This is a genomic window from Bradyrhizobium sp. Mp27 (assembly GCF_029953005.1).
GTDB classification, from domain to species: Bacteria; Pseudomonadota; Alphaproteobacteria; order Rhizobiales; family Xanthobacteraceae; genus Bradyrhizobium; species Bradyrhizobium barranii.
In genome coordinates, this window is the sequence record NZ_JASAUS010000035.1 from 1 (window position 1) to 19,386 (window position 19,386).

At 64.6% G+C, this 19,386-nt stretch carries 23 protein-coding genes; 9 read left to right on the forward strand and 14 right to left on the reverse strand.

Going from position 1 to position 19,386, the window contains the following annotated elements; genetic code table 11:
* The first annotated feature begins 120 nt into the window (after positions 1 to 120).
* On the forward strand, positions 121 to 936 hold the full coding sequence (locus QJT78_RS19195) for a hypothetical protein (RefSeq protein ID WP_193375935.1): 816 nt from the start codon (positions 121 to 123) through the stop codon (positions 934 to 936).
* Between the two features lie 115 nt (positions 937 to 1,051).
* Here the strand turns inward: QJT78_RS19195 and QJT78_RS19200 are convergent, their stop codons facing one another.
* A complete protein-coding gene (locus QJT78_RS19200) occupies positions 1,052 to 1,756 on the reverse strand; it encodes a hypothetical protein (protein WP_028147817.1) in 705 nt (234 codons plus the stop codon).
* Positions 1,757 to 2,056: 300 nt separating this feature from the next.
* Between QJT78_RS19200 and QJT78_RS19205 the strand changes: the two genes are divergently transcribed.
* Positions 2,057 to 2,515: a hypothetical protein gene (locus tag QJT78_RS19205; RefSeq protein WP_028147816.1), complete on the forward strand. Its 459-nt coding sequence runs from the start codon at positions 2,057 to 2,059 to the stop codon at positions 2,513 to 2,515.
* Between the two features lies 1 nt (position 2,516).
* Here the strand turns inward: QJT78_RS19205 and QJT78_RS19210 are convergent, their stop codons facing one another.
* The 4 genes from QJT78_RS19210 to QJT78_RS19225 all read right to left on the reverse strand — a co-directional run bounded on the left by QJT78_RS19210 (position 2,517) and on the right by QJT78_RS19225 (position 6,005).
* Positions 2,517 to 3,338, reverse strand: a complete 822-nt coding sequence (locus tag QJT78_RS19210; RefSeq protein ID WP_038943076.1) for a tetratricopeptide repeat protein — start codon at positions 3,336 to 3,338, stop codon at positions 2,517 to 2,519.
* A gap of 32 nt (positions 3,339 to 3,370) precedes the next feature.
* Positions 3,371 to 4,054, reverse strand: a complete 684-nt coding sequence (locus tag QJT78_RS19215) for a substrate-binding domain-containing protein (protein ID WP_028147814.1) — start codon at positions 4,052 to 4,054, stop codon at positions 3,371 to 3,373.
* Positions 4,055 to 4,072: 18 nt separating this feature from the next.
* On the reverse strand, positions 4,073 to 4,774 hold the full coding sequence (locus tag QJT78_RS19220) for a GrlR family regulatory protein (RefSeq protein ID WP_028147813.1): 702 nt from the start codon (positions 4,772 to 4,774) through the stop codon (positions 4,073 to 4,075).
* A 196-nt stretch (positions 4,775 to 4,970) separates the two neighbouring features.
* Entirely contained in the window at positions 4,971 to 6,005 is a 1,035-nt protein-coding gene (locus QJT78_RS19225) for a glutamine synthetase beta-grasp domain-containing protein (protein WP_038943077.1), read from the reverse strand.
* A gap of 535 nt (positions 6,006 to 6,540) precedes the next feature.
* On the opposite strand from QJT78_RS19225, the gene QJT78_RS19230 reads away from it, so the two are divergent.
* Positions 6,541 to 6,744: a DUF2735 domain-containing protein gene (locus QJT78_RS19230; protein WP_028147811.1), complete on the forward strand. Its 204-nt coding sequence runs from the start codon at positions 6,541 to 6,543 to the stop codon at positions 6,742 to 6,744.
* Positions 6,745 to 6,855: 111 nt separating this feature from the next.
* Here the strand turns inward: QJT78_RS19230 and QJT78_RS19235 are convergent, their stop codons facing one another.
* Positions 6,856 to 7,182: an MliC family protein gene (locus tag QJT78_RS19235; RefSeq protein WP_038943078.1), complete on the reverse strand. Its 327-nt coding sequence runs from the start codon at positions 7,180 to 7,182 to the stop codon at positions 6,856 to 6,858.
* 68 nt (positions 7,183 to 7,250) lie between these two features.
* Between QJT78_RS19235 and QJT78_RS19240 the strand changes: the two genes are divergently transcribed.
* Complete coding sequence (locus tag QJT78_RS19240; RefSeq protein WP_028147810.1) at positions 7,251 to 7,994, forward strand: tyrosine-protein phosphatase; 744 nt, start codon at positions 7,251 to 7,253, stop codon at positions 7,992 to 7,994.
* A gap of 23 nt (positions 7,995 to 8,017) precedes the next feature.
* Positions 8,018 to 8,698 carry an SDR family oxidoreductase gene (locus QJT78_RS19245; RefSeq protein ID WP_028147809.1) on the forward strand — a complete coding sequence of 227 codons (681 nt, stop codon included), beginning with the start codon at positions 8,018 to 8,020 and terminating at the stop codon, positions 8,696 to 8,698.
* Here QJT78_RS19245 and QJT78_RS19250 read toward each other — a convergent pair.
* Positions 8,695 to 9,042 carry a GrlR family regulatory protein gene (locus QJT78_RS19250; protein WP_028147808.1) on the reverse strand — a complete coding sequence of 116 codons (348 nt, stop codon included), beginning with the start codon at positions 9,040 to 9,042 and terminating at the stop codon, positions 8,695 to 8,697. The genes QJT78_RS19245 and QJT78_RS19250 overlap by 4 nt on opposite strands.
* Before the next feature lie 126 nt (positions 9,043 to 9,168).
* Here QJT78_RS19250 and QJT78_RS19255 point away from each other — a divergent pair, with 126 nt between their 5' ends.
* Together QJT78_RS19255 and QJT78_RS19260 are read left to right on the forward strand one after the other, a co-directional pair.
* The gene (locus QJT78_RS19255; RefSeq protein ID WP_028147807.1) at positions 9,169 to 9,855 is read left to right on the forward strand and encodes a DUF2161 family putative PD-(D/E)XK-type phosphodiesterase; all 687 of its coding nucleotides are present in this window, start codon (positions 9,169 to 9,171) and stop codon (positions 9,853 to 9,855) included.
* Between the two features lie 95 nt (positions 9,856 to 9,950).
* Positions 9,951 to 10,256: a hypothetical protein gene (locus tag QJT78_RS19260; protein ID WP_014495712.1), complete on the forward strand. Its 306-nt coding sequence runs from the start codon at positions 9,951 to 9,953 to the stop codon at positions 10,254 to 10,256.
* Positions 10,257 to 10,333: 77 nt separating this feature from the next.
* On the opposite strand, the gene QJT78_RS19265 is transcribed toward QJT78_RS19260, so the two are convergent.
* Positions 10,334 to 10,945, reverse strand: a complete 612-nt coding sequence (locus tag QJT78_RS19265; protein WP_028147806.1) for a GNAT family N-acetyltransferase — start codon at positions 10,943 to 10,945, stop codon at positions 10,334 to 10,336.
* Positions 10,946 to 11,095: 150 nt separating this feature from the next.
* Positions 11,096 to 11,497, reverse strand: coding sequence for a PaaI family thioesterase (locus tag QJT78_RS19270; protein ID WP_028147805.1), 402 nt, complete (start codon positions 11,495 to 11,497; stop codon positions 11,096 to 11,098).
* A 119-nt stretch (positions 11,498 to 11,616) separates the two neighbouring features.
* Between QJT78_RS19270 and QJT78_RS19275 the strand changes: the two genes are divergently transcribed.
* Positions 11,617 to 12,405, forward strand: a complete 789-nt coding sequence (locus tag QJT78_RS19275) for a cobalamin-binding protein (protein WP_028147804.1) — start codon at positions 11,617 to 11,619, stop codon at positions 12,403 to 12,405.
* A gap of 99 nt (positions 12,406 to 12,504) precedes the next feature.
* On the opposite strand, the gene kynU is transcribed toward QJT78_RS19275, so the two are convergent.
* From kynU to QJT78_RS19300, 5 genes are all read right to left on the reverse strand, one after another.
* Entirely contained in the window at positions 12,505 to 13,707 is a 1,203-nt protein-coding gene (gene kynU / locus QJT78_RS19280; RefSeq protein WP_028147803.1) for a kynureninase, read from the reverse strand.
* Between the two features lie 8 nt (positions 13,708 to 13,715).
* Positions 13,716 to 14,555 (reverse strand): tryptophan 2,3-dioxygenase, encoded by an 840-nt coding sequence (gene kynA, locus QJT78_RS19285; protein ID WP_028147802.1) that lies wholly within the window; start codon positions 14,553 to 14,555, stop codon positions 13,716 to 13,718.
* A 30-nt stretch (positions 14,556 to 14,585) separates the two neighbouring features.
* Entirely contained in the window at positions 14,586 to 15,395 is an 810-nt protein-coding gene (locus QJT78_RS19290; protein WP_038943079.1) for an alpha/beta hydrolase, read from the reverse strand.
* Positions 15,396 to 15,767: 372 nt separating this feature from the next.
* Positions 15,768 to 17,045 (reverse strand): ArgE/DapE family deacylase, encoded by a 1,278-nt coding sequence (locus tag QJT78_RS19295; RefSeq protein ID WP_281460276.1) that lies wholly within the window; start codon positions 17,043 to 17,045, stop codon positions 15,768 to 15,770.
* A 52-nt stretch (positions 17,046 to 17,097) separates the two neighbouring features.
* A complete protein-coding gene (locus QJT78_RS19300; RefSeq protein WP_028147799.1) occupies positions 17,098 to 17,811 on the reverse strand; it encodes a pyridoxamine 5'-phosphate oxidase family protein in 714 nt (237 codons plus the stop codon).
* Positions 17,812 to 17,886: 75 nt separating this feature from the next.
* On the opposite strand from QJT78_RS19300, the gene QJT78_RS19305 reads away from it, so the two are divergent.
* Entirely contained in the window at positions 17,887 to 19,356 is a 1,470-nt protein-coding gene (locus QJT78_RS19305; RefSeq protein WP_038943080.1) for a PLP-dependent aminotransferase family protein, read from the forward strand.
* Positions 19,357 to 19,386: the final 30 nt, after the last annotated feature.

Here is a 19,386-nt window from a genome sequence, read left to right on the forward strand (position 1 = left end):
ATAAACGTCCTGCCTGACCGGCTACTGCTGTTCAGCGGCGCTGACGGCGATCATCAGGTGGGGGAGTTTCAAGTGACCATACCCGGGGGATTTTGACCGACCCACGGGGATCCGGATGTCGTGCTCAGCATCTTCTCCACCGAGCACATGAAAGCTCGCGCAGCAGTTCGACATGTGCTGATCGATCCGAACTCGGCCAAATTCAGCGCATTGCGCTCAGTCGAGGCCGACGCGGCGCGATATGTCTGCGGCGCCGTCAACGCCAGAGACAAATCCGGCCAATCCATCGATGCCGCTTTCGTCTACACTTTGGCCGTCGACTTTGCCCGCATCGACGACGACGGCCGGATCACGCAGCTGCGCTCGGGGTTTCGGCCTTGCCCCACTGAAAATGACAAGGTCGCGCAGCAGAAGCCTGGCATGCTGTCCGTCGCGAAAACCGTTCAGCAGGTCGCTCCGCAGGCCGGCACCTCAACTGTGTCAGGTCTGACGACGCGTGCACCTGCAGCAGGTGCGACGGCGTCCGGCGGGACCATGGAACAGCAGCTCCGCGAGCTCGGCGCGCGGACTGTCCCGCCTGAATCGGCCAATGGAGCCCAGGCAACCCCGTCGGCAGGGCGCGGGACCGGCAAGGAGAGCGAGTGGCGAGCCGATCAGCCTCCTGTCGCGTGGCCCAAATTCCCTCCGGATCACCCGTTGGCAAGGTCAACCCGAAAACGGAGCCCCTCCGAAGCACTCGCCTTGGCGAAAGGCATCGAGGAACGCTGGAACCAAGCCAAGTCGTCCGGAAACGTCGCGATGCGTCCCTCGTCGGACGAGATCAAAGAGGCGTGTCGCGCATTGCTTGGGATCGATCCCGCAGACAGCGAATATCGAAACGCCTGGACAACTTTCGTGCACCTGCAAGACATCGACCGCGATGTTGCGATGAAATGAAGCGGGAGTGGCCAAAGAACTGGCCTTCCCGCCTCTGGCCCAAGGACGAATTCGTCCAGACCACTTCGATGTCAGTTTTTGGCGTAAGCCGGCGCGGCTTCTAAGAGTACACGTCCTAGGCCCGCCGCATCAGCTTGAGCGAGGCTGCAAGGCGCAAACTGCGCTTGCCGGCGAGCGCGATGCCTTCGATCTCGCCGCTCTCCGCCGTGCAGGTTCCGGAGAAGCCGATCCCGACCTCATAGCCGCCAAACACGGGGTTTTCGCCCTTCGCCGGCGTGTGCTCCTGGTTCAGCATCTCGCCCTTCCAGCGGCCGTCCGCCGAAGAATAGGAGCCGAGATAGTAGAAGAACGCATCGCCGCCGAGGATGCGGCCGTCGATCAGGAGCATCACGCCCGATAATCCGGCATCGACACCGTCAAGCGCGCGCAGGCTCATCCCATAGAGTCCGTTGGCGATGCCGCCCGGACCGACCGCACCGCTCGGAGGCAGCCCCTCGTCGTCGAGCCGGGTGAGATTGGCCCAGAATTTTGCGCCCGGCATGGTGTCCGCGCCACCCTCGAGACGGATCTGGTTGCCGGTGAGCCGCCCGCGCGCACCGATCGAGGCGATATCGGCTCCCATCAGCGGCTTGTAATTGGGATCCTCGTTGTGCCGTTCGGTGATCACCTCGGCGACGATCTCGCCGTCGCGCTCGGCATAGGTTCCAAGGTGCGCGAAGGCCGAATTGCCGCCCAGCATCTTGCCGTCGTGCAGGCACATGATGCTGCGGCCGAACGCATCGTTGACGCCGTATTCAACCTTGTAGAGTCCGTCCAGCAATTCAATAAGTCCACAAAATCAGAAAAAGAATCGCGGGCTACCTAGCACTGTCGCCGCACCGAGGCCATCCGGCTTTTCAGCGCAGGGCCGGGAGCGGAGCCCACTCGCCGAATGATGCCATCATGCCCCTGTTTTGCCCGACGGGTCAATTGATTTTTCGCCAAATACGAAATCAATAATTTCAACGACTTGGCTACTGTGCATGGGGTTGTTTTTCGACTTTTTTGTTTGCCCTGTCCGGAGCAGGTTCCTCCTTGAGGCTTCTTCGAACCCGCCGGAGCGAGCGCACGACAAAGCGGCATGAACCAGACAGAGCCTTCAGCCGAAGCGCAGCTCGTAGCGATCATTGCCAGCGCTGCAAAGCGGCCGCTGCTCGATGCAGCCTTCGAGCTCTGGTGCCGGCGCTACCGGCTAGACTCACTCGACGGACGCCCGAGCGACGAAGAGGTGCGCATCAATCGCACGCTCACGCCGGAGCAGTTCCGCGCGAAATACCGCTACGACCGCGACCACGCCCATGAGGGGCCGATGTTCGGTTATGTGAAGCGCGCCCATCCACGCGCCGATGACGCAGCAATCCGGCAGGCCATCATCACCGCGGTGAAGTTCGAAGATGCCACCTTCGAGCATTTCAACTGGAACGGCGATTTCTGGGAGTGCGTCGTGCGCGCCGTCGCGCGCGCGGCCGCTCAATATCCGGACTTTCTCGAGACGACTTATCGCGACGCCCGCAACAACGTCGCCTACTACTACAAGTGAGCTAGAAGCACAGCGTGGTGACGAGCTTGCCCTGCTTGTCCTTGATCGCATAGGGGCAGCGCAGCCGCTCCAGCGCCTTCTTGGCGTCCTCGTCGCCGAGCGCGGCAGCGCGCTCGTAATAGGCCTTTGCAGCATCTTTGTCCTTGGCGCCGCCGCGACCTTCCTGCGCGAACGCGCCCATCCGCTCCAGCGCGCCGGGGTGGTTTTGCGCCGCCGCCTTCTCGAACATCGCGCGCGCCGCGACGTCGTCCTTCTCGCCGCCGTTGCCGTTGGAGAGCATCAGGCCAAGCTGGTACTGCGCCTCCGCATTGGTCTCGGCCGCTCTGCCGAGCAGCGCGCGCGCCTGTGCAGGATCGGCCGGCGCAGCACCGCCGGCGCCGCCGAGCGCGGCAAGATTGCTGACACCACGAGGATTGCCGGCCTGAGCCGCTCGCTCGAACAGCTTTCGCGCTTGTGCTTCGTCTTTCGCAACACCGGAGCCGGTGCCGTAGGCGACGCCGAGCTCGACCATCGCCGCGCTCGAGCCCTTGTCGGCCGCCTTGCTCCAGGCGGCGATCGCCTCCGCCGTCTGCCGGTTGGCGGCATAGGCGCGGCCGAGCGCAAACATCGCCCGCCGCGACGACGGTGCGGCCTGCTTGCAGAATTTGACGGCGGTCGCAATGTCCGAGGCAGCAAGCTCCGTCACGCCCTTCACGTCGGCCGGCTTGTCGGGATCGCTGGGATCGGCGGCCAGCCGGTCGCACAGGACGAGATCGGCCGATTGGGCATGCGCCGATAACGGCGCTGCAAGCGCGAGGAGGATGGCAAGGAGACAAGTCCGCATGGGCATCACGTTGCGTCTCTGCTCCGGCAAATTCAAGGCTCGAGTCCCGATTGGCGCAGCACCGGGACGACCTCCGGCGATGCCAGATAGCGCAACAGCCGATCGGCCGCTTCGGCATGTCTGGCGTTGGCCATGCGGCCGGCGGAAAACACGGCCGGTGTCTGCAAATCGTGCGGGATCGGGCCGACGACCTCGATGCCCTCGACCTGCTTCAGCTCACTGATCTGCTGCACGGCGAGGTCAGCCTCGCCGCTGACGAGCCGCTCCGCCGTAAAGCCCTGCTCGACGATGGTGGCCTTGGCGTTGATCTCGGCTGCGATGCCCCATCGCTGGATCAACTCGGCGAAATAGACACCGCTCGCGCCCAGCCGAGAATAGGCGACGGAGCGCGCGGCGAGCAGCGACTTTCGCAATGCAGCTTCGCTGGAGATGTCGGGATGCGCCTGCCCTGCCCGCACGGCAATGCCGACGAAGGAGCGCGCCAGATCAGCCGCGCTACCTGCCGCCACGCGGCCCTCGCCGATCATCTCGTCGAGCCCCTCACGGGTAAGGATGACGAGATCGGCGGCCTCGCCGTCGCGCAGCCGTTTCAGCAATGCCAGGGTCGGCGCGAAGTCGGCATCGACGTGGATGCCGCTGGCGGCCTCGAAGGCGGAGGACAGGCTGCGCATCGCGCCCATCAGGCCGAGCGTCGAGAGCATGCGAATTTTTTCCATGGGCTATTCCTGTCGCGATCAGGCGCGGTGCATCAGCTTGAGCGCGGCGGTCAGGCGCAGGCTGCGCTTGCCGGCGAGCGCCGTTGCCTCCAGCACCGCCTGCTCCGCGTCATAGGTGCCGGAGAAACCGATTCCGACCTCGTGGCCGCCGAAGATCGGATCGTCCTTGGCCGGCGTGTGCTCCTGGTTGAGGATCTGGCCCTTCCAGCGGCCATTCGCAGCGGTGTAGCTGCCGAGATAGTAGAACGAGGCATCGCCGCCGAGGATGCGGCCGTGGTTGAACAGCATCACGCCGGTCAGGCCGCCATCGACGCCGTCGAGCATGCGCAGGTGCACCGAATAGAGCCCGTCGGCGATGCCGGCCTCGCCGACGCCGCCCGCGATCGGCACCTCGTCTTCGGTGATCGGCGTCATCACCGACTGGAAGGGCACGCCGGGCAGCTCTTTCAGTTCGCCCTTGAAGCGATAGAGATCGCCGTCCGCCCAGCCCTTCGCAAGTAAGGTCGCATCGTCGGTGCCGGCCATGGCGCGGTAGTTCGGGTCCGGGTTGTGGCGGACCGTCTTGATGACGATGTCGACGCCGGCTTCGGTTCTCTGATAGGTGCCGATATGAGCGAAGGCCGAATTGCCGCCGAGCATCTTGCCATTGCCGGCATGCATCACGCTTCGGCCGACCGCGTCGCCGAGCTGAAATCGCACCTTGTAGAAGCCTTCAAACACCAGCCGTGTCCCCGGCCCCGCGCATCCCGGGGCATTCTATCCCGGTTTCGCCGGCGATGGACAGACTTCAAGCCGGCATGGCCGGCAGACCCACAACAACGGCTGTCATCGGAACGCAAAAATCCGCCGGAGCCTCTTGGCTCCGGCGGATTGAAGACCAACCCGGACCAGCCCCCCGGCCCGGGCCGGGAGGATCTTAGGCCGCGGCCTTCTTGTCGGCCGGCACGGACGCGATCGTCTTCAGGATCTGCGAAGCGATCTGGTATGGGTCGCCCTGCGAGTTCGGACGGCGGTCTTCCAGATAGCCCTTGTAGCCGTTGTTGACGAAGGAGTGCGGAACGCGGATCGACGCGCCGCGATCGGCAACGCCGTAGCTGAACTTGTTCCACGGCGCGGTCTCGTGCTTGCCGGTCAGACGCTTGTCGTTGTCCGGGCCGTAGACGGCGATGTGGTCCATCAGGTTCTTGTCGAAGGCCGCCATCAGCGCCTCGAAATACTCCTTGCCGCCGACCGTACGCATGTATTCGGTGGAGAAGTTGGCGTGCATGCCGGAGCCGTTCCAGTCGGTGTCGCCGAGCGGCTTGCAGTGGAACTCGATGTCGATGCCATACTTCTCGGTCAGGCGCAGCATCAGGTAGCGGGCCATCCACATTTCGTCAGCGGCCTTCTTGGAGCCCTTGCCGAAGATCTGGAATTCCCACTGGCCCTTCGCGACTTCCGCGTTGATGCCTTCATGGTTGATGCCGGCAGCCAAGCAGAGGTCGAGATGCTCTTCGACGATCTTGCGGGCGACGTCGCCGACATTCGAGAAACCGACGCCGGTGTAGTACGGGCCCTGCGGCGCCGGATAGCCCGAGGCCGGGAAGCCGAGCGGACGGCCGTCCTTGTAGAAGAAGTATTCCTGCTCGAAGCCGAACCATGCGCCGGCGTCATCGAGGATGGTGGCGCGCTTGTTGGAGGCGTGCGGGGTCTTGCCATCGGGCATCATGACTTCGCACATCACGAGCACGCCGTTGGTGCGCGCGGCGTCCGGGAACACGGCGACCGGCTTCAGCACGCAATCGGAGCTGTGGCCTTCGGCCTGCTGCGTGGAGGAGCCATCGAAGCCCCAGAGCGGAAGCTGCTCGAGCGTCGGGAACGACGCGAATTCCTTGATCTGTGTTTTGCCGCGCAAGTTCGGAGTCGGCGTATATCCGTCGAGCCAAATGTACTCGAGCTTATACTTGGTCATTGAGCCTCTCTGTAGATGATGCGAAAGGTGGGGTTGAGAGCCCCCGCACGTTTGTACCCGGCCATCATCGGCCGACCCTCTACAAGCATTTTGCGTGCCAAAAGGCCGCAGCCCGGGAGGTTTTCCACAGCGGCCGGGATCGGCCTGCCGACGACAAACCGTCCCGGCGGCGTGCGTCATAGCCGCGCACCTTCGCGTGAAGCTGCATCGCAAAAATCCCGCGGAAAACGCCTGATTCTGGAGCAGCCGCACCGTTGCCGGAGGTTGCCGATGAAACGCGCATCAACGTCCAGCAATTTTCGCAAAGTCCTGCGCCCTGCCTAGCAACCTTTGGAATGGCCCAGGCGTTAGCCACCGACACGGTGCCTTACGGGGGGGCAGAGGGTCACCTGCCTACAGATTGGGCAGCAACTGATTTCCTTTTCAGCACTTTCCAATTCGGGATGCGCGGCCGATATGGGGAATCCAGTAACCACAATCGAACGAGTCGGGCGCACCATGGAGGCCAAGGCGCTTCGACCCAGGAGCAATCGCAATGATGAATAATGGTCTGAATCACGGATCTGCAACGATCTACCAATTCCCTGTCGGGGGCCGCGCGGCTCTCGCCGGACGCCGCTATGGCGACACCCGCCTTCCCGCCGATCATGCTTCGCTTCCCGCGAACGTCTCGATCTGCAGCGACAGCTGGTACCACCAGGATGCGGTCGACGAAGCAAAGCCCAAATGGGAACGCTAATGTTTGTGTTTGGTATGATACCGCCGCGCTCGCGCACGCGTCCGACGGAAGTTTGAAAAAGGGTCGAAACAACGAGGTTTCGGCCCTTTTTGATTCCTGGTGGACTTCCGGCTAGAGCGCGGGCTTTTCGATCACCGTGCAGGCCGTGACCGGCCGCTTCAGATGCTTGACCGTGGTCGCTCCGGTCTTGCCGATCCTCAGCGTGATCCCCGCCCCCGAATAGCGCGTGCCAGAAAGCGCCAGCCGTTTCTCCAGCGTGACAGGCTCGCCGTCGATCTGGAGGAAGGCGCGTTTGTCATGGTCATAAAATCCCACGATGAACTGCGTACCATCGGCACAGCGACAGGTCCGGAACGTCTGCGCGTCCGCCTGTCCCGCACCGATAATTCCGCCCGACAGCATGGTGATCGCCAAAACAATAGCCTTGTGCCGGCCCATGATTGCCCCCTGAATGCACTCAAGGACGCCGTAGTGCGTCCAGTGGAAACATAACCCAAGCTGATCTCATGCCAGATTCCCCTGCCCGCCACCTCGCCCTGCAAGGCGCCAGCAATTTTCGCGACCTCGGCGGCTACCCGACTTCGGATGGCCGCACTACGCGCTGGCGCCACATCTTCCGCTCCAACCATCTTGGCCAGCTCACGGCCGCCGACGTTGAAATCGTCCGCGCGCTGGGCGTGCGCAGCGCCTTCGATTTTCGCGGCGTCGAGGAGCGCGCGGCCGGCGTCTGCGTCGTGAACGAGATCACGGTGCATTCGCTGCCGATCGAGCCGACCGTGGTGGCCGCGCTTCGCGCCGAGCTTGCCAAGGGCAGGCTCACCGCACCGGTTGCGCTCGAGCTCATGCGGGAGTCCTACCGCAACTATGTCCGCCACAGTACGCACAGTTTTCGCGCGCTGTTCGGCCATCTCCTGGAAGACCGCGCGCCGCTGGTGATCCACTGCACCGCCGGCAAGGACCGCACCGGCTTTGCAAGCGCGCTGATCCTGCATGCGCTCGGCGTAACCGACGAGGTCATTGCCGAGGACTACCTGTTGACCAACCGACACTACAGGCGCGACACATCGAACGCTTCCGATCTTCCCGCCGACGTCCTCGATGCGATCGGCAGCGTCGAAGCCTCATATCTTGGTGCTGCCTTCGAGGCCGTCTCCAACGAATATGGCGATCTCGAAACCTACTTGCGCGACGGCCTCAAGCTCGGCAGACCGGAGCAAACCGCGCTGAAGGCGCGTTATCTGCAATCGTAAGCGGCCGTGCCGGGAGAACGACGATGCAAGGCAAGGTTCTGATCGTGACGGGCGCGCTCGGCGCACTTGGCAAGGTTGTCGCCGAGACGGCGTTGGCGCGCGGCGCGCGCGTGGCCGGCATCGATCACGCGCCCTCGCAGATGTCGGCAACGCCCGAACGCATCGAGATCGGCGGCGTCGATCTGTCCGACCCAGCACAAGCGAAGACGGCGGTCGAGGCGGCGGCAAAGCACTTCGGCAGGCTGGATGCGCTGATCAACATCGCCGGCGGCTTCGCGTTCGAGACCGTGGGCGACGGCGACATCAAGACGTGGCAGCGCATGCATGCGCTCAACGTGCTGACGGCCCTCAACACCTCGCGCGCGGCACTGCCGCATCTCGCCGCGTCCGGGGCCGGCCGCATCGTCAATATCGGCGCCATGGGCGCGCTTCAGGCAGGTTCGGGCATGGGCCCCTATGCGGCGTCGAAAGCCGGCGTGCATCGCCTCACCGAGGCGCTTGCCAACGAGTGGAAGGGCAAGGTGACCGTGAACGCGGTGCTGCCGTCGATCATCGACACCAAGGCCAACCGCGCCGACATGCCGAAAGCGGATTTCTCCAAATGGGTGACACCGCAGGAACTCGCCGAGGTGATCCTCTTCCTCGCCAGCGATGCCGCGAGCGGCGTCACCGGCGCGCTGATCCCGGTGAGCGGCCGGGTCTAGTCCGGCACCAATAGCCGCAGATTGCCTTTGAAGCGGATGCTCTGCTTGCCGGCGAGCGCAATGCCTTCGCCATAGGCGGTCTCGCCGGCGTAGGTGCCGCTGAAGCCGATGGTCACGACCTTGCGGCCCCACACCGGGCGCTCGTCGAACGAGGGCGAGTGCTCCTCGTTGGTCAGCTCGCCCTTCCACTTGCCGTCGGCCGAGCTGTAGCTGCCATAGGCGAAGAAGAATGAATCGCCGCCTCGCATGGTGCCGTCGCGCAGGACCATGACGCCCTGGTTGCCGCCCTGGACGGCATCCAGCATCTCGATGCGAATGTGGTAGAGGCCATTCCTGATTGTCATGCCGCGAACTGCCCGCTGTGTCCCAGTCGCAGGATAATCGCACCATCTGTTCCCGATCAAATGACGCAGAGCGCGAGTCCGATCCGGGCTAAACTGCTTGCGACTGATTCTCCGATCGGACGTCCTTTGGAAACCGCGCTTTATCTGCCCGTCAAACGCTTCCTCGAAGAGCTCGGCTTCACGGTCAAGGGCGAGATCGGCGGCTGCGATCTCGTGGGCCTCAGCGCCGGTGATCCGCCTGTGGTAGTGATCGGCGAGCTCAAGCTCGCCTTCAATCTCGAGTTGATCCTCCAGGCGGTCGATCGTGCATCGGCAGCCGATGAGGTCTGGATCGCCGCAAAAATGTCGATCCGCGGCAAGGGACGCGAGAGCGATGCGCGTTATCGCAACCTCTGCCGCCGCCTCGGCTTCGGTATGCTTGGGGTCACTGACCGCGGCCAGGTCGAGGTGCTGGTGAAGCCACCGACGGCAGCGCCACGCCGCGAGCCGAAGGTCCGTTCGCGCCTGGTCGCCGAACACCAGCGTCGCCAGGGCGATCCCGTACTCGGCGGCAGCACGCGCGCGCCGATCATGACGGCCTATCGCCAGCAGGCGCTGGCCTGTGCGTCGGAACTCGTCGGTGGGCCACGAAAGGTGCGCGAATTGCGCGAGCGCTGTCCCGATGCCGGTAAGATCTTGCTTAGCAATGTGTATGGCTGGTTCGAACGTGCGGACCGGGGAATCTACGGGCTCACCGAGGCCGGTCATGCCGCATTGAAGCGTTGGCCGCAGCAGCGGATTGAAGGCGATGCCGGTGTCGCGTCACCGCCATGACACCCGACCGGTGCATAGCTGAGATGCCACACGGATTCCATATTGCAATGCAACATCTCCGGCACTAGGTATCCCGGCATCAAACCGAGGCCGTTATGAGCGCAGACTGGAATACCAAATATGGCACGCGGCGCGTGCGCCACGATCCGCCGACCCTGGACGAGGCGATCTTCGCCGCCGTCGGCATCACCGACGATCAGGAGCAGCAGGCGGAGATCGCGGCAGCGCTGATGGGGATGCCGATCGAAATCGTGCAGGCCGAGGTGAAGAAGCAGGCCCGCACCAACGGCCGCATCACCGCCACGCGCGTGATCGCAGGCGAACAGGGTGCGCAGCGCTCGGTGGTGGTCGAACGCCGTGTCGTCCGCCGCTTCGGCAATGACAAGCGCACCGGTACCTGAGCGCTCAATTCCCTATCTCAATACGAAAGCGGACCGGTCTTGCCGGTCCGCTTTTTGATTCCAATCCGCGTTTGGATTTAGGCAGCGCGATTGCCGTACATGCTGGAGATGATCTTCCAGCAGGTCGAATTGAAGCTCAGAAGAGCGCGGCCGGCCGTGAAGGGCGAGGCCGCGAGTTCAGCGAGCTCGGCCTCGGGCGTCTTGGCGAGATCGATCGTGCCGGTCGATTCGCCATGACGGAATTGCAGATTCGCTCCGAACTTCCTGGCGAGCGCCCGCATGGCGTGATTCTCGGCGCCGGTGGTGATGCGCAGGCGCTTGTAGCCTTTCCAGCGCGCTTCCGCGATCAGCCGGCTGAACAAGATGGTGCCGACGTTCTGGCGCCGTGCCGAGGCTTCCACGCTGAAGGCGACCTCGGGCAACGAATCGTCCTCCGGCGGATGCAGCTCGGCCGCACCGCGGACCACGCCGTCGACGATATAGGCGACAATCACGGTGCCGTCCTCGGCGCAGCGGGCGGCGTAACGCTCAATGAAGCTGTCGTCGAGAAAGCCGTTGAAACGGTCGTGCCGGCTTGCGGAATCAAGCCGCAGGAGGTGATCGCGCAGAAGCGGCAATTCTTCCTGCTGGCTCAAGGTCCGCACATAGCCCGGAACGGGCGTCGTGCGGGTCGTGTCTTCAAGTACCACGTCAAAACTCCTCTTGGTGTCCCTCGAGGAGGCGTTCGAATCCCTAGGCCCCCAATATTGTGCGACGCAGCATGTTTTTCAAGGCGGGAACCTGCCCAAGTTTCAGGCATCGAAAGCGACCAATTCGTTAATAAAATCAAGCCCCCGTAGTCATACGAGGACCAACTGGGTCTGGGTCACCACGGCGACCAGCTTGCCGTCCTCGGTCTCCAGCCGGGTGCTCCAGACCTGGGTCCGCCGTCCCAGATGGACCGGTGTAGCCGTGGCGATAACCGTGGTTCCCTCCTTCGCCCCGCCGATGAAGTTGGTCTTGCTCTCGAGCGTCGTGGTGCCCTTGGCATCCTCCGGCAGATTGATCACGGTCGCGGCGGCACCGACGGAATCGGCGAGCGCCATCACTGCGCCGCCGTGGATGGTGTGGTGGAGTGTGCAGAGGTCGGGCCTGACCGTCATCCGCGCCACCACGCGGTCCTTCTCGGCCTCGACGAACTCGACGCCCTTGAGCTCGGCAAACGGCATCTTCATCGCTTTAAGTTTCTCGAGCGGCGTCATCGGATTTCCTCCCAATTCATTGTTGTTTCAGCGTGAATTGCTTCGGGCGGCAAAGCAATGACGTCCGAGGTAATGGCCCTGCTGACATCGGCGACGGCATTTGCGCATATGCTCTTCCCATGCGCCACTTCCCGCCCCGCCGCATCGTCTGCCTGACCGAAGAGACGGTCGAAACGCTGTACCTGCTCGGCGAGCAGGACCGCATCGTCGGTGTCTCCGGCTACGCCGTCCGCCCGCCCCAGGTGCGGCGGGAGAAGCCGCGGGTGTCGGCCTTCGTCTCCGCGGACATTCCGAAGATCCTGGCGCTGGAACCGGAGCTGGTGCTGGCCTTCTCCGACCTCCAGGCCGGCATCGTCGCCGATCTCGTGCGCGCGGGCGTGGACGTCCATGTTTTCAATCAGCGCGACATCGCCGGGATTTTGGCGATGATCCGGACACTTGGTGCGCTGGTCGGCGCCGCTGAACGCGCCGAAGGCCTTGCCCGTGATCTCGAACGGCGCCTCGCAGAGATAGCGGCAACACCTCGCCCCTCGGCGCGGCCAAAGGTCTATTTCGAGGAATGGGACGATCCGTTGATCTCCGGCATCGGCTGGGTGTCCGAGTTGATCGAGATCGCCGGCGGTCAGGATGTGTTTCAGGAATTGCGACATCGGCAGGCGGCAAAGGATCGCATCGTCTCGGCGGAGGCGGTGCGCGAGGCAGCGCCCGACGTGATCCTTGCCTCCTGGTGCGGCAAGAAGGTCGTCCCTGCCCGCATCCGCGCGCGCGATTGCTGGAACGAGATCCCCGCCGTGCGCGACGACCGCATCGTCGAGATCAAGTCACCGATCATCTTGCAGCCGGGGCCGGCGGCGCTGACGGATGGGCTCGATGCGATCGTGACGGCGTTGTGGGGTAGACTCAAATAGCTTGATCGCAGCTCTCGTGTCCCGGACGCGCTGCAACGCGTCAGCGTTGCTGCGCAGAGCCAAGAGGCGTAGCGCCGCGTCCGGGGCACGAGACCTTCGTCAGGTCACCGCGTTCACGACCTGATATTCCGGCCGACGCCAGACCTCGCCCGCAATCACCTCCTCGATGATCTCGGCTGCTCGCATGATCTCGCTCTCCCCAATGTAGAGCGGTGTAATCCCGAACCTCATGATGTCGGGCGCGCGGAAATCGCCGATGAGGCCACGGGCGATCAGGGCCTGCATGGCGGCGTAGCCGCCGTCGAAGGCGAAGGAGACTTGTGAGCCGCGGCGCTCGTGCGCGCGCGGGGTGACGAGCTTGAGCTCGGGGCAGCGGCGTTCGACCTCGGCGATCAGGAGATCGCCAAGCGCCAGCGAACGCGCGCGGACTTCACGAATGTCGACCCTGTCCCAGATGTCGAGCGAGGCCTCCAGCGCTGCCATTGCAAGCACCGGCGGGGTGCCGACGCGCATGCGCTCGACGCCGCCGGCCGCCGCGTAGCCAAGCTCGAACGCAAACGGCTTGGCGTGGCCCATCCAACCCGACAGCGCGGCGCGCACGCCGTCGGCGTGGCGCGGCGCGACGTAGAGGAAGGCCGGCGCGCCGGGGCCGGCATTGATGTATTTGTAGGTGCAGCCGGCGGCGAAATCGGCGCCGCAGCCAGCGAGATCGACCGGCAGCGCGCCAGCCGAATGCGCGAGGTCCCAGACGGTGACGATGCCGAGCGCATGCGCCTTTGCGGTCAGCGTCGCCATGTCATGGCGCCGTCCGGTGCGATAGTCGACCTCGGTGATGTAGAGGACCGCAATCTCCTCCGACAACGCGGCCTCGATCTCCTCCGGCGCCACCAGGCGCAATTGATGGCCGCGGCCGAGCGTCGCGATCAGGCCCTCGGCCATGTAGAGATCGGTCGGAAAGTTTCCGGTGTCCGATAGCACGACCTTGCGCGAGGCGTTCATGTCGAGCGCGGCGGCGAGTGCCTGGTAGACCTTGAGCGACAGCGTGTCTCCGACCATCACCGAGCCGGTTTCCGCACCGACCAATCGCGCGATGCGATCGCCGACATGGCGCGGCTGGGCATACCAGCCAGCCGTGTTCCAGGCGCGGATCAGCTCGTTGCCCCACTCGGCCGTGATGACGTTGCCGACGCGCTCGGCGACGCCCAGCGGCAGCGCGCCGAGCGAATTGCCGTCGAGATAGATCACGCCCTCGGGCAAATGGAATAAGGCCCTGGTGTCGTCATAGACGCGAAGCTTGGTCATGGCGATCTCTACAGAATCGTGCGGACGCGCCAGAGCTCGGGGAACAGCTCGACCTCCAGCATGCGCTTGAGATAGCTGACGCCGCCGGTGCCGCCGGTGCCGCGCTTGAAGCCGATGACGCGCTCGACCGTCGTGACATGGTTGAAGCGCCAGCGCCGGAAGTAGTCCTCGAAATCGACCAGCTTCTCGGCAAGCTCGTAGAGCATCCAATGCGTCTCGGGCGCTTCGTAGACGATACGCCAGGCCTGGAGCACGCCCTCGTTGAAGCTGTGGGTCTCGCGAACGTCGCGCGCCAGCACGGACGCGGGCATCTTGAGCCCGTTGCGGTCGGCGAGCCGCAGCACCTCGTCGTACAGGCTCGGCGTGGCCAGCTCGCCTTCCAGCAGCCTGGTCGTTTCCACATCGTGCGCGTGCGGCTTGAGCATGGCGTGGTTGCGGTTGCCGACCAGAAATTCGATCAGCCGGTACTGACGCGACTGGAAGCCCGAGGACTGGCCAAGCTGCGAACGGAAACGCGTATACTCGCTGGGCGTCATGGTGCGCAGCACGTCCCAGGCACCGTTGAGCTGCTCGAAGATGCGCGACATCCGCGCCAGCATCTTCATCGCGGGCTGCACTTCGTCCCTGGCGATGGCGCCGCGCGCGGCGCTGAGCTCGTGAATGGCAAGCCGCATCCACAGCTCCGTGGTCTGATGCTGGATGATGAACAGCATCTCGTCATGGGCCTCCGAGAGCGGATGCTGCGCGCCGAGGATCGCATCCAGCGCCAGATAGTCGCCGTAGGACATGCGCCGGGCGAAATCGGTCTCGGCGCCTTCGCTCGTGGGATCGTAATCGCTGGACGTCATGGCAGGCCCTTTCGATCGATCTTCGCCGCGTCAGTCGAGGCCGATCAGGCGCGCGGTGATCGGGGACGAAGGATCCTTCAGTCCGTCGATCACCGTAAAATGGTTGAGCCCGGGATCGACGACGAGGCGCGTCGGCACGTCGAAGCCGGTCCAGACATTGGCGATCAGATCGGACTGCCGCATGAATTCGGGCCGCTCGCCGCCGCCGACCCAGGCCGTGACCGGCGAATGTCCCCGCGGCAGGTGCAGCGCCGCGCTTTCAAGCGTCGCCTCCTCCATGGTCATGCGCAACGTCTCGTTCATCTTCGTGTTGAGCAGCGGTCGCAGATCATGCAGCCCGCTGATCGAGAGCGTGCCGGCGATGCGGTTGTAGACGGCAGGCTCGAGCCGGCTGTCGTTGCACAGCATGCGCGTGACGAGATGGCCGCCGGCGGAATGGCCGGCGAGCCGGATCGGGCCGGAAACGAGCGAAGCCGCCTTGGCGATCGCGGCGGTGATCTCTGCGGTGACGTCGGAGATGCGGGCGGCCGGCGTCAGCATGTAGCTCGGCAGCGCCACTGTCCAGCCGTGATGCCGCGCGCCTTCGGCCAGATCGGTCCAGGTCGACTTGTCGAAGCGCATCCAGTAGCCGCCGTGCACGAAGACGACGAGGCCCTTGCTGTCGCCGTCTGGCAGGATCAGGTCGAGACGCTGGCGTTCGCCCGGGCCGTAGGCGACGTCCGCGCGGAAGTCTTTCAGGCCGGCGCGGTAAGCCGCCGCCCGCTCCGCCCATAGGGCCGGCATCTTGTCCGAGCCCGGGATATGGGCCGAATTGGCATAAGCATCATCCCAATCGCGCATCGTGACACCCAAGGATTCGGCCGTCGAACTGGGCGCCAGTCTGCCACCAGTCAGGACGGCGTCCTAGTCTTTCTTTTAAGCTTAAAGCATTTGGACGCGCCCGTGTTTCGGGCAGCGGTCGCCCCGGCCGAGATGCCGTAGGGTGGGCAAAGCGACTTGTCCGCCGTAGCTCGAAGAGCGAAGGCGGAAGCGGGCCCACCCTTTCGTGCAAGATCGAAGAGAGATGGTGGGCACGGCGCAAGAGCGCCTTTGCCCACCCTACAGGACCGTCCGCCCGTCATTGCGAGCGCAGCGAAGCAATCCAGTCTGCTTCCGCAGCGACGGTCTGGATTGCTTCGTCGCAAGGGCTCCTCGCAATGACGGGGGAGAGACCTACGCCTTCTCCACCCCGCACCAATCCGCGATGAACAGGGCCATCGCCTTGGTCGACTTCTTCAGCGACTCCAGGTCGACGAATTCGTTGAAGCCGTGCATCTCGCCGCCGCTCGCGCCGAAGCAGAGGCTCGGGATGCCGTGATTGAGACCGTAGAAGCGGGTGTCGGTGAGCGCGGTGAAGACGAGGTCTTGGATTTCGCCGCCATAGACGGTGCTGAAGGCCTTGCCGAACGCGTCCTCCGGCACCGCGGCGTCGGTCAGTTCATACCCTTCCGACAGGAAACCCGACCATTCGACCTCCGGCGGATTGTTGGCGAGGAAGCGGTGGTTGCGCGCGGCAGCCGCAACGCAGGCCATGATCTCCTTCTGGTGATCGGCGATCGACCAGCCCGGCAGGACCGCGATACGGCAATCGACGTCGCACCAGGCCGGCACGCTGGAGGCCCAGTCGCCGCCCTTGATGATGCCAGGGTTGAAGTTGATGGGATGGTTCAGCGTCTTGAAGTGCCGATCGGCTTTCGCGCGCTCGTTCCATTCGATCTCGAGTTTCTGCAGCGCCTGGATCAAATGATAGGCCGCCATGATTGCGTTGGCGCCGGAGCCGGCGAAGGCAACGTGGGTCGGATGGCCCTTCACGCGCAGGCGAAACCAGATCACGCCGACCTGCGAGCGCACCATCTTGCCGCCGGTCGGCTCCGGGATGAAGCAGGCGTCGGCGCGATAGCCGCGCTGCAATGTCGAGAGCGCGCCGACGCCGGTGCTCTCCTCCTCGATCACGGACTGGAAGTGGATCCGCGCCGTCGGCTTGAAACCCGCCGCCTTGATCGCATCAAGCGCGTAGAGCGCGCCGATCGTGCCCGACTTCATGTCGCAGGCGCCGCGGCCGAACATCTTCCCGTCCTTGATGACCGGCGAGAATGGCGGCGTGTCCCACAGTTCCAGCGGCCCCGCGGGCACCACGTCGCAGTGCCCCTGGAGGATCAGCGATTTGCCGCCATTCGTTTGCGGACGGTAGGTGCCCACCACCGTGCGCGCCTTGGAGAAATCATGCTCGATCGGGCCGAAGCCGCGCAGGTCCTTGAGGTCATCGACATCGATGTGCCAGTCGTCGACCTCGTAGCCACGCGCGCGCAGGAGGTCGCCGATCATGTCCTGGCACGGCCCCTCTGCCCCGCGGGTCGAAGGGATCGCGACGAAATCGCTTGTGGTCGCAAGCTGGGCTTCGAAGCCGGCATCGACGGCGTCAAGAATCCTCTGCTGCGTGTCGGCATTCATCAGGCAACTCCAGGCATCCAATAGGTCAATGGTGCGCGCAAGCTAGCCGATTTCAGCCGTTCGGGTACTCCACAAAATAAGCATCCCGCAATGCATCTTCGAGCAGCCGGCCTTCCGAATAGCCATTCAGCGTCGCTGGCCGGGTTACACCATCCAGCAGGCGCGGGCACGGCTCCGGCGCGGCCAAGACGGTGCGCACGGGGATGCGCTCGGCATAGATCGGCAATTCGTAGTCCTCCTCGTCGTCAGCCACACCCTTGGCGCGGACTTTGGCCGAGGCCTCCTCGATCTCCATCGCGATGAAGGAGGTCGCCTTGATCTCCTGCGCGCTGCTCTGACGCAGGCTCGCGGTGCGGTCCGGGAAAAAACGGTCGACCATCGCGGTCACTGCCCGCTCCTTCTCCTCGGGGTCGGTGACGAGATAGGCAGTGCCGAACGCCATCACGGCGCGGTAGTCGGCGGAATGGTTGAAGCCGCAGCGCGCCAGCACGAGGCTGTCGAGATGGGCGACCGTGAGGCAGACGCGCTCGCCCCTGGTCTGGTTGCGCAGCATGCGGCTCGCGCTCGAGCCGTGCCAATAGAGTTTTGTCCCCTCGCGCCAGAAGAAGGTCGGCGTGCAATAGGGCTGGCCGTCGATCACGTAGGAGACGTGACAGAGCATCGAGGAATCCAGGATGCGATGAACCGTGTCGTGATCGTAGAAGCCACGGTCGTGACGGCGCTTCACCTGGTTGCGCGCTGACGTCGGATAGGAATTCTGGCTCACGGCCGCTCCTGTCGGGCTTGGAACAATTCCAGGAGAGTTGTAGCCGCCGATTTGGTCTGCGATAGTGCCAATTCCATGCGAAAAATTCCGACCAATTTACCCGCACCCGCCAAGGCGGAGTTGCCCCTCGACCTCACCGGCCCGCACATCACCGCGGGCGCGTCATCGGCGCACCGGCTGTACCAGGCGTTGTGCGACATGATCGTCTCTGGCCTCGTCAAACCCGGTGAGCCGCTGCCGCCGTCGCGGACACTGGCCAAGCAGACCGGCTTCCGCCGCAACGCCGTCGTCACTGCCTATGAACGGCTGATCGCCGACGGCTTTGCCGACGCGACCGTTGGCTCCGGCACTTTCGTCGCCGCACGCATTCCGGCGCCTGCGGCCGAGTCGAAGAAGCCGAAGGCCGTGGTCGAAGCGCCGCGGCGGGGCGCATTCTCGCTCGGCTGTACCCATATCGACGAGCGCGCGCTGCAGCGCTTCCGTGCCTTCGTCGGGCGGCGCATGCGCGCGTTCGGGTCCGAGCATCTGCATTATGGCGATCCGCGCGGCAGCCGCGAGCTGCGCGCGGCGATCGCCGATCATCTGCTGTCGGCACGTGGACTGCGCTGCGATCCCGATCAGATCATGCTGACATCGGGCACGCTGCACGCGTTGCGCATCGTGCTGAGCGCGATCCTGAAGCCGAACGACCAGGTCTGGTGCGAGGACCCGGGCTACCCCGCTGCGCGAAACACCATTTCGCATTGCGGTTATCGTGCCGTGCCCGTTCCCGTCGACGAGCACGGGATACGTATCGCCAAGGGCCGCACCGCCGCATCGTCCGCACGCGCAGCCTATGTGACGCCATCGCACCAGTTTCCGCTGGGCGTGCAGATGTCGATGCCGCGACGGCTGGAGCTGCTGGATTGGGCGAGGCAGGCCGGCGCCTTCGTGCTCGAGGACGACTACGACAGCGAGTTCCGCTATGACGGCGCGCCGTTGATGTCGCTTGCCGGCATCGATCATCTCCAGCGCGTGATCTACATGGGCACGTTCGCCAAGACGCTGTTTCCGGGCCTGCGCATCGGCTATTGCGCGCTGCCCGAGCGGCTGATCGCTGATGTCACGGCCGCGCGCGCCGCGCTCGACCGCTTTCCCGGCACGCTGATGGAGGGTGCGGTGGCCGACATGCTCAATTCCGGCGCGTTCGCCGCCAACTTGAAGCGCGTGCGCAAGCTTTATCGCGAGGCGCGCGACGCGCTGGCCGAGACGCTGGAGGCAGCATCCGACGGCGCGCTGTCGGTGCCGGTGCCGTCGCAAGGGCTGCACCTCGTCGCCCGGTTCGATCCGTCGGTCGAGCTTACGGTCGCGGCGCACGCGAAGCAGGCCGCGGGCGCAGAAGGCTGGCTGCTGGCCGACACCTATTCGCGCGCGCGTCCCCTGCCCGGGTTCGTGCTGGGATTTTCCGGTCACGCGGTTCCGCAACTCGTGGCCTCCGCCGAACGGCTCGCGCTGGAGTCGCGCAGCGCCTTGCGCGCGAGGAGCAAATCGGCCCGGCGGGCATGACGAACGTTCACTATGAGAATCGCCTGCCGC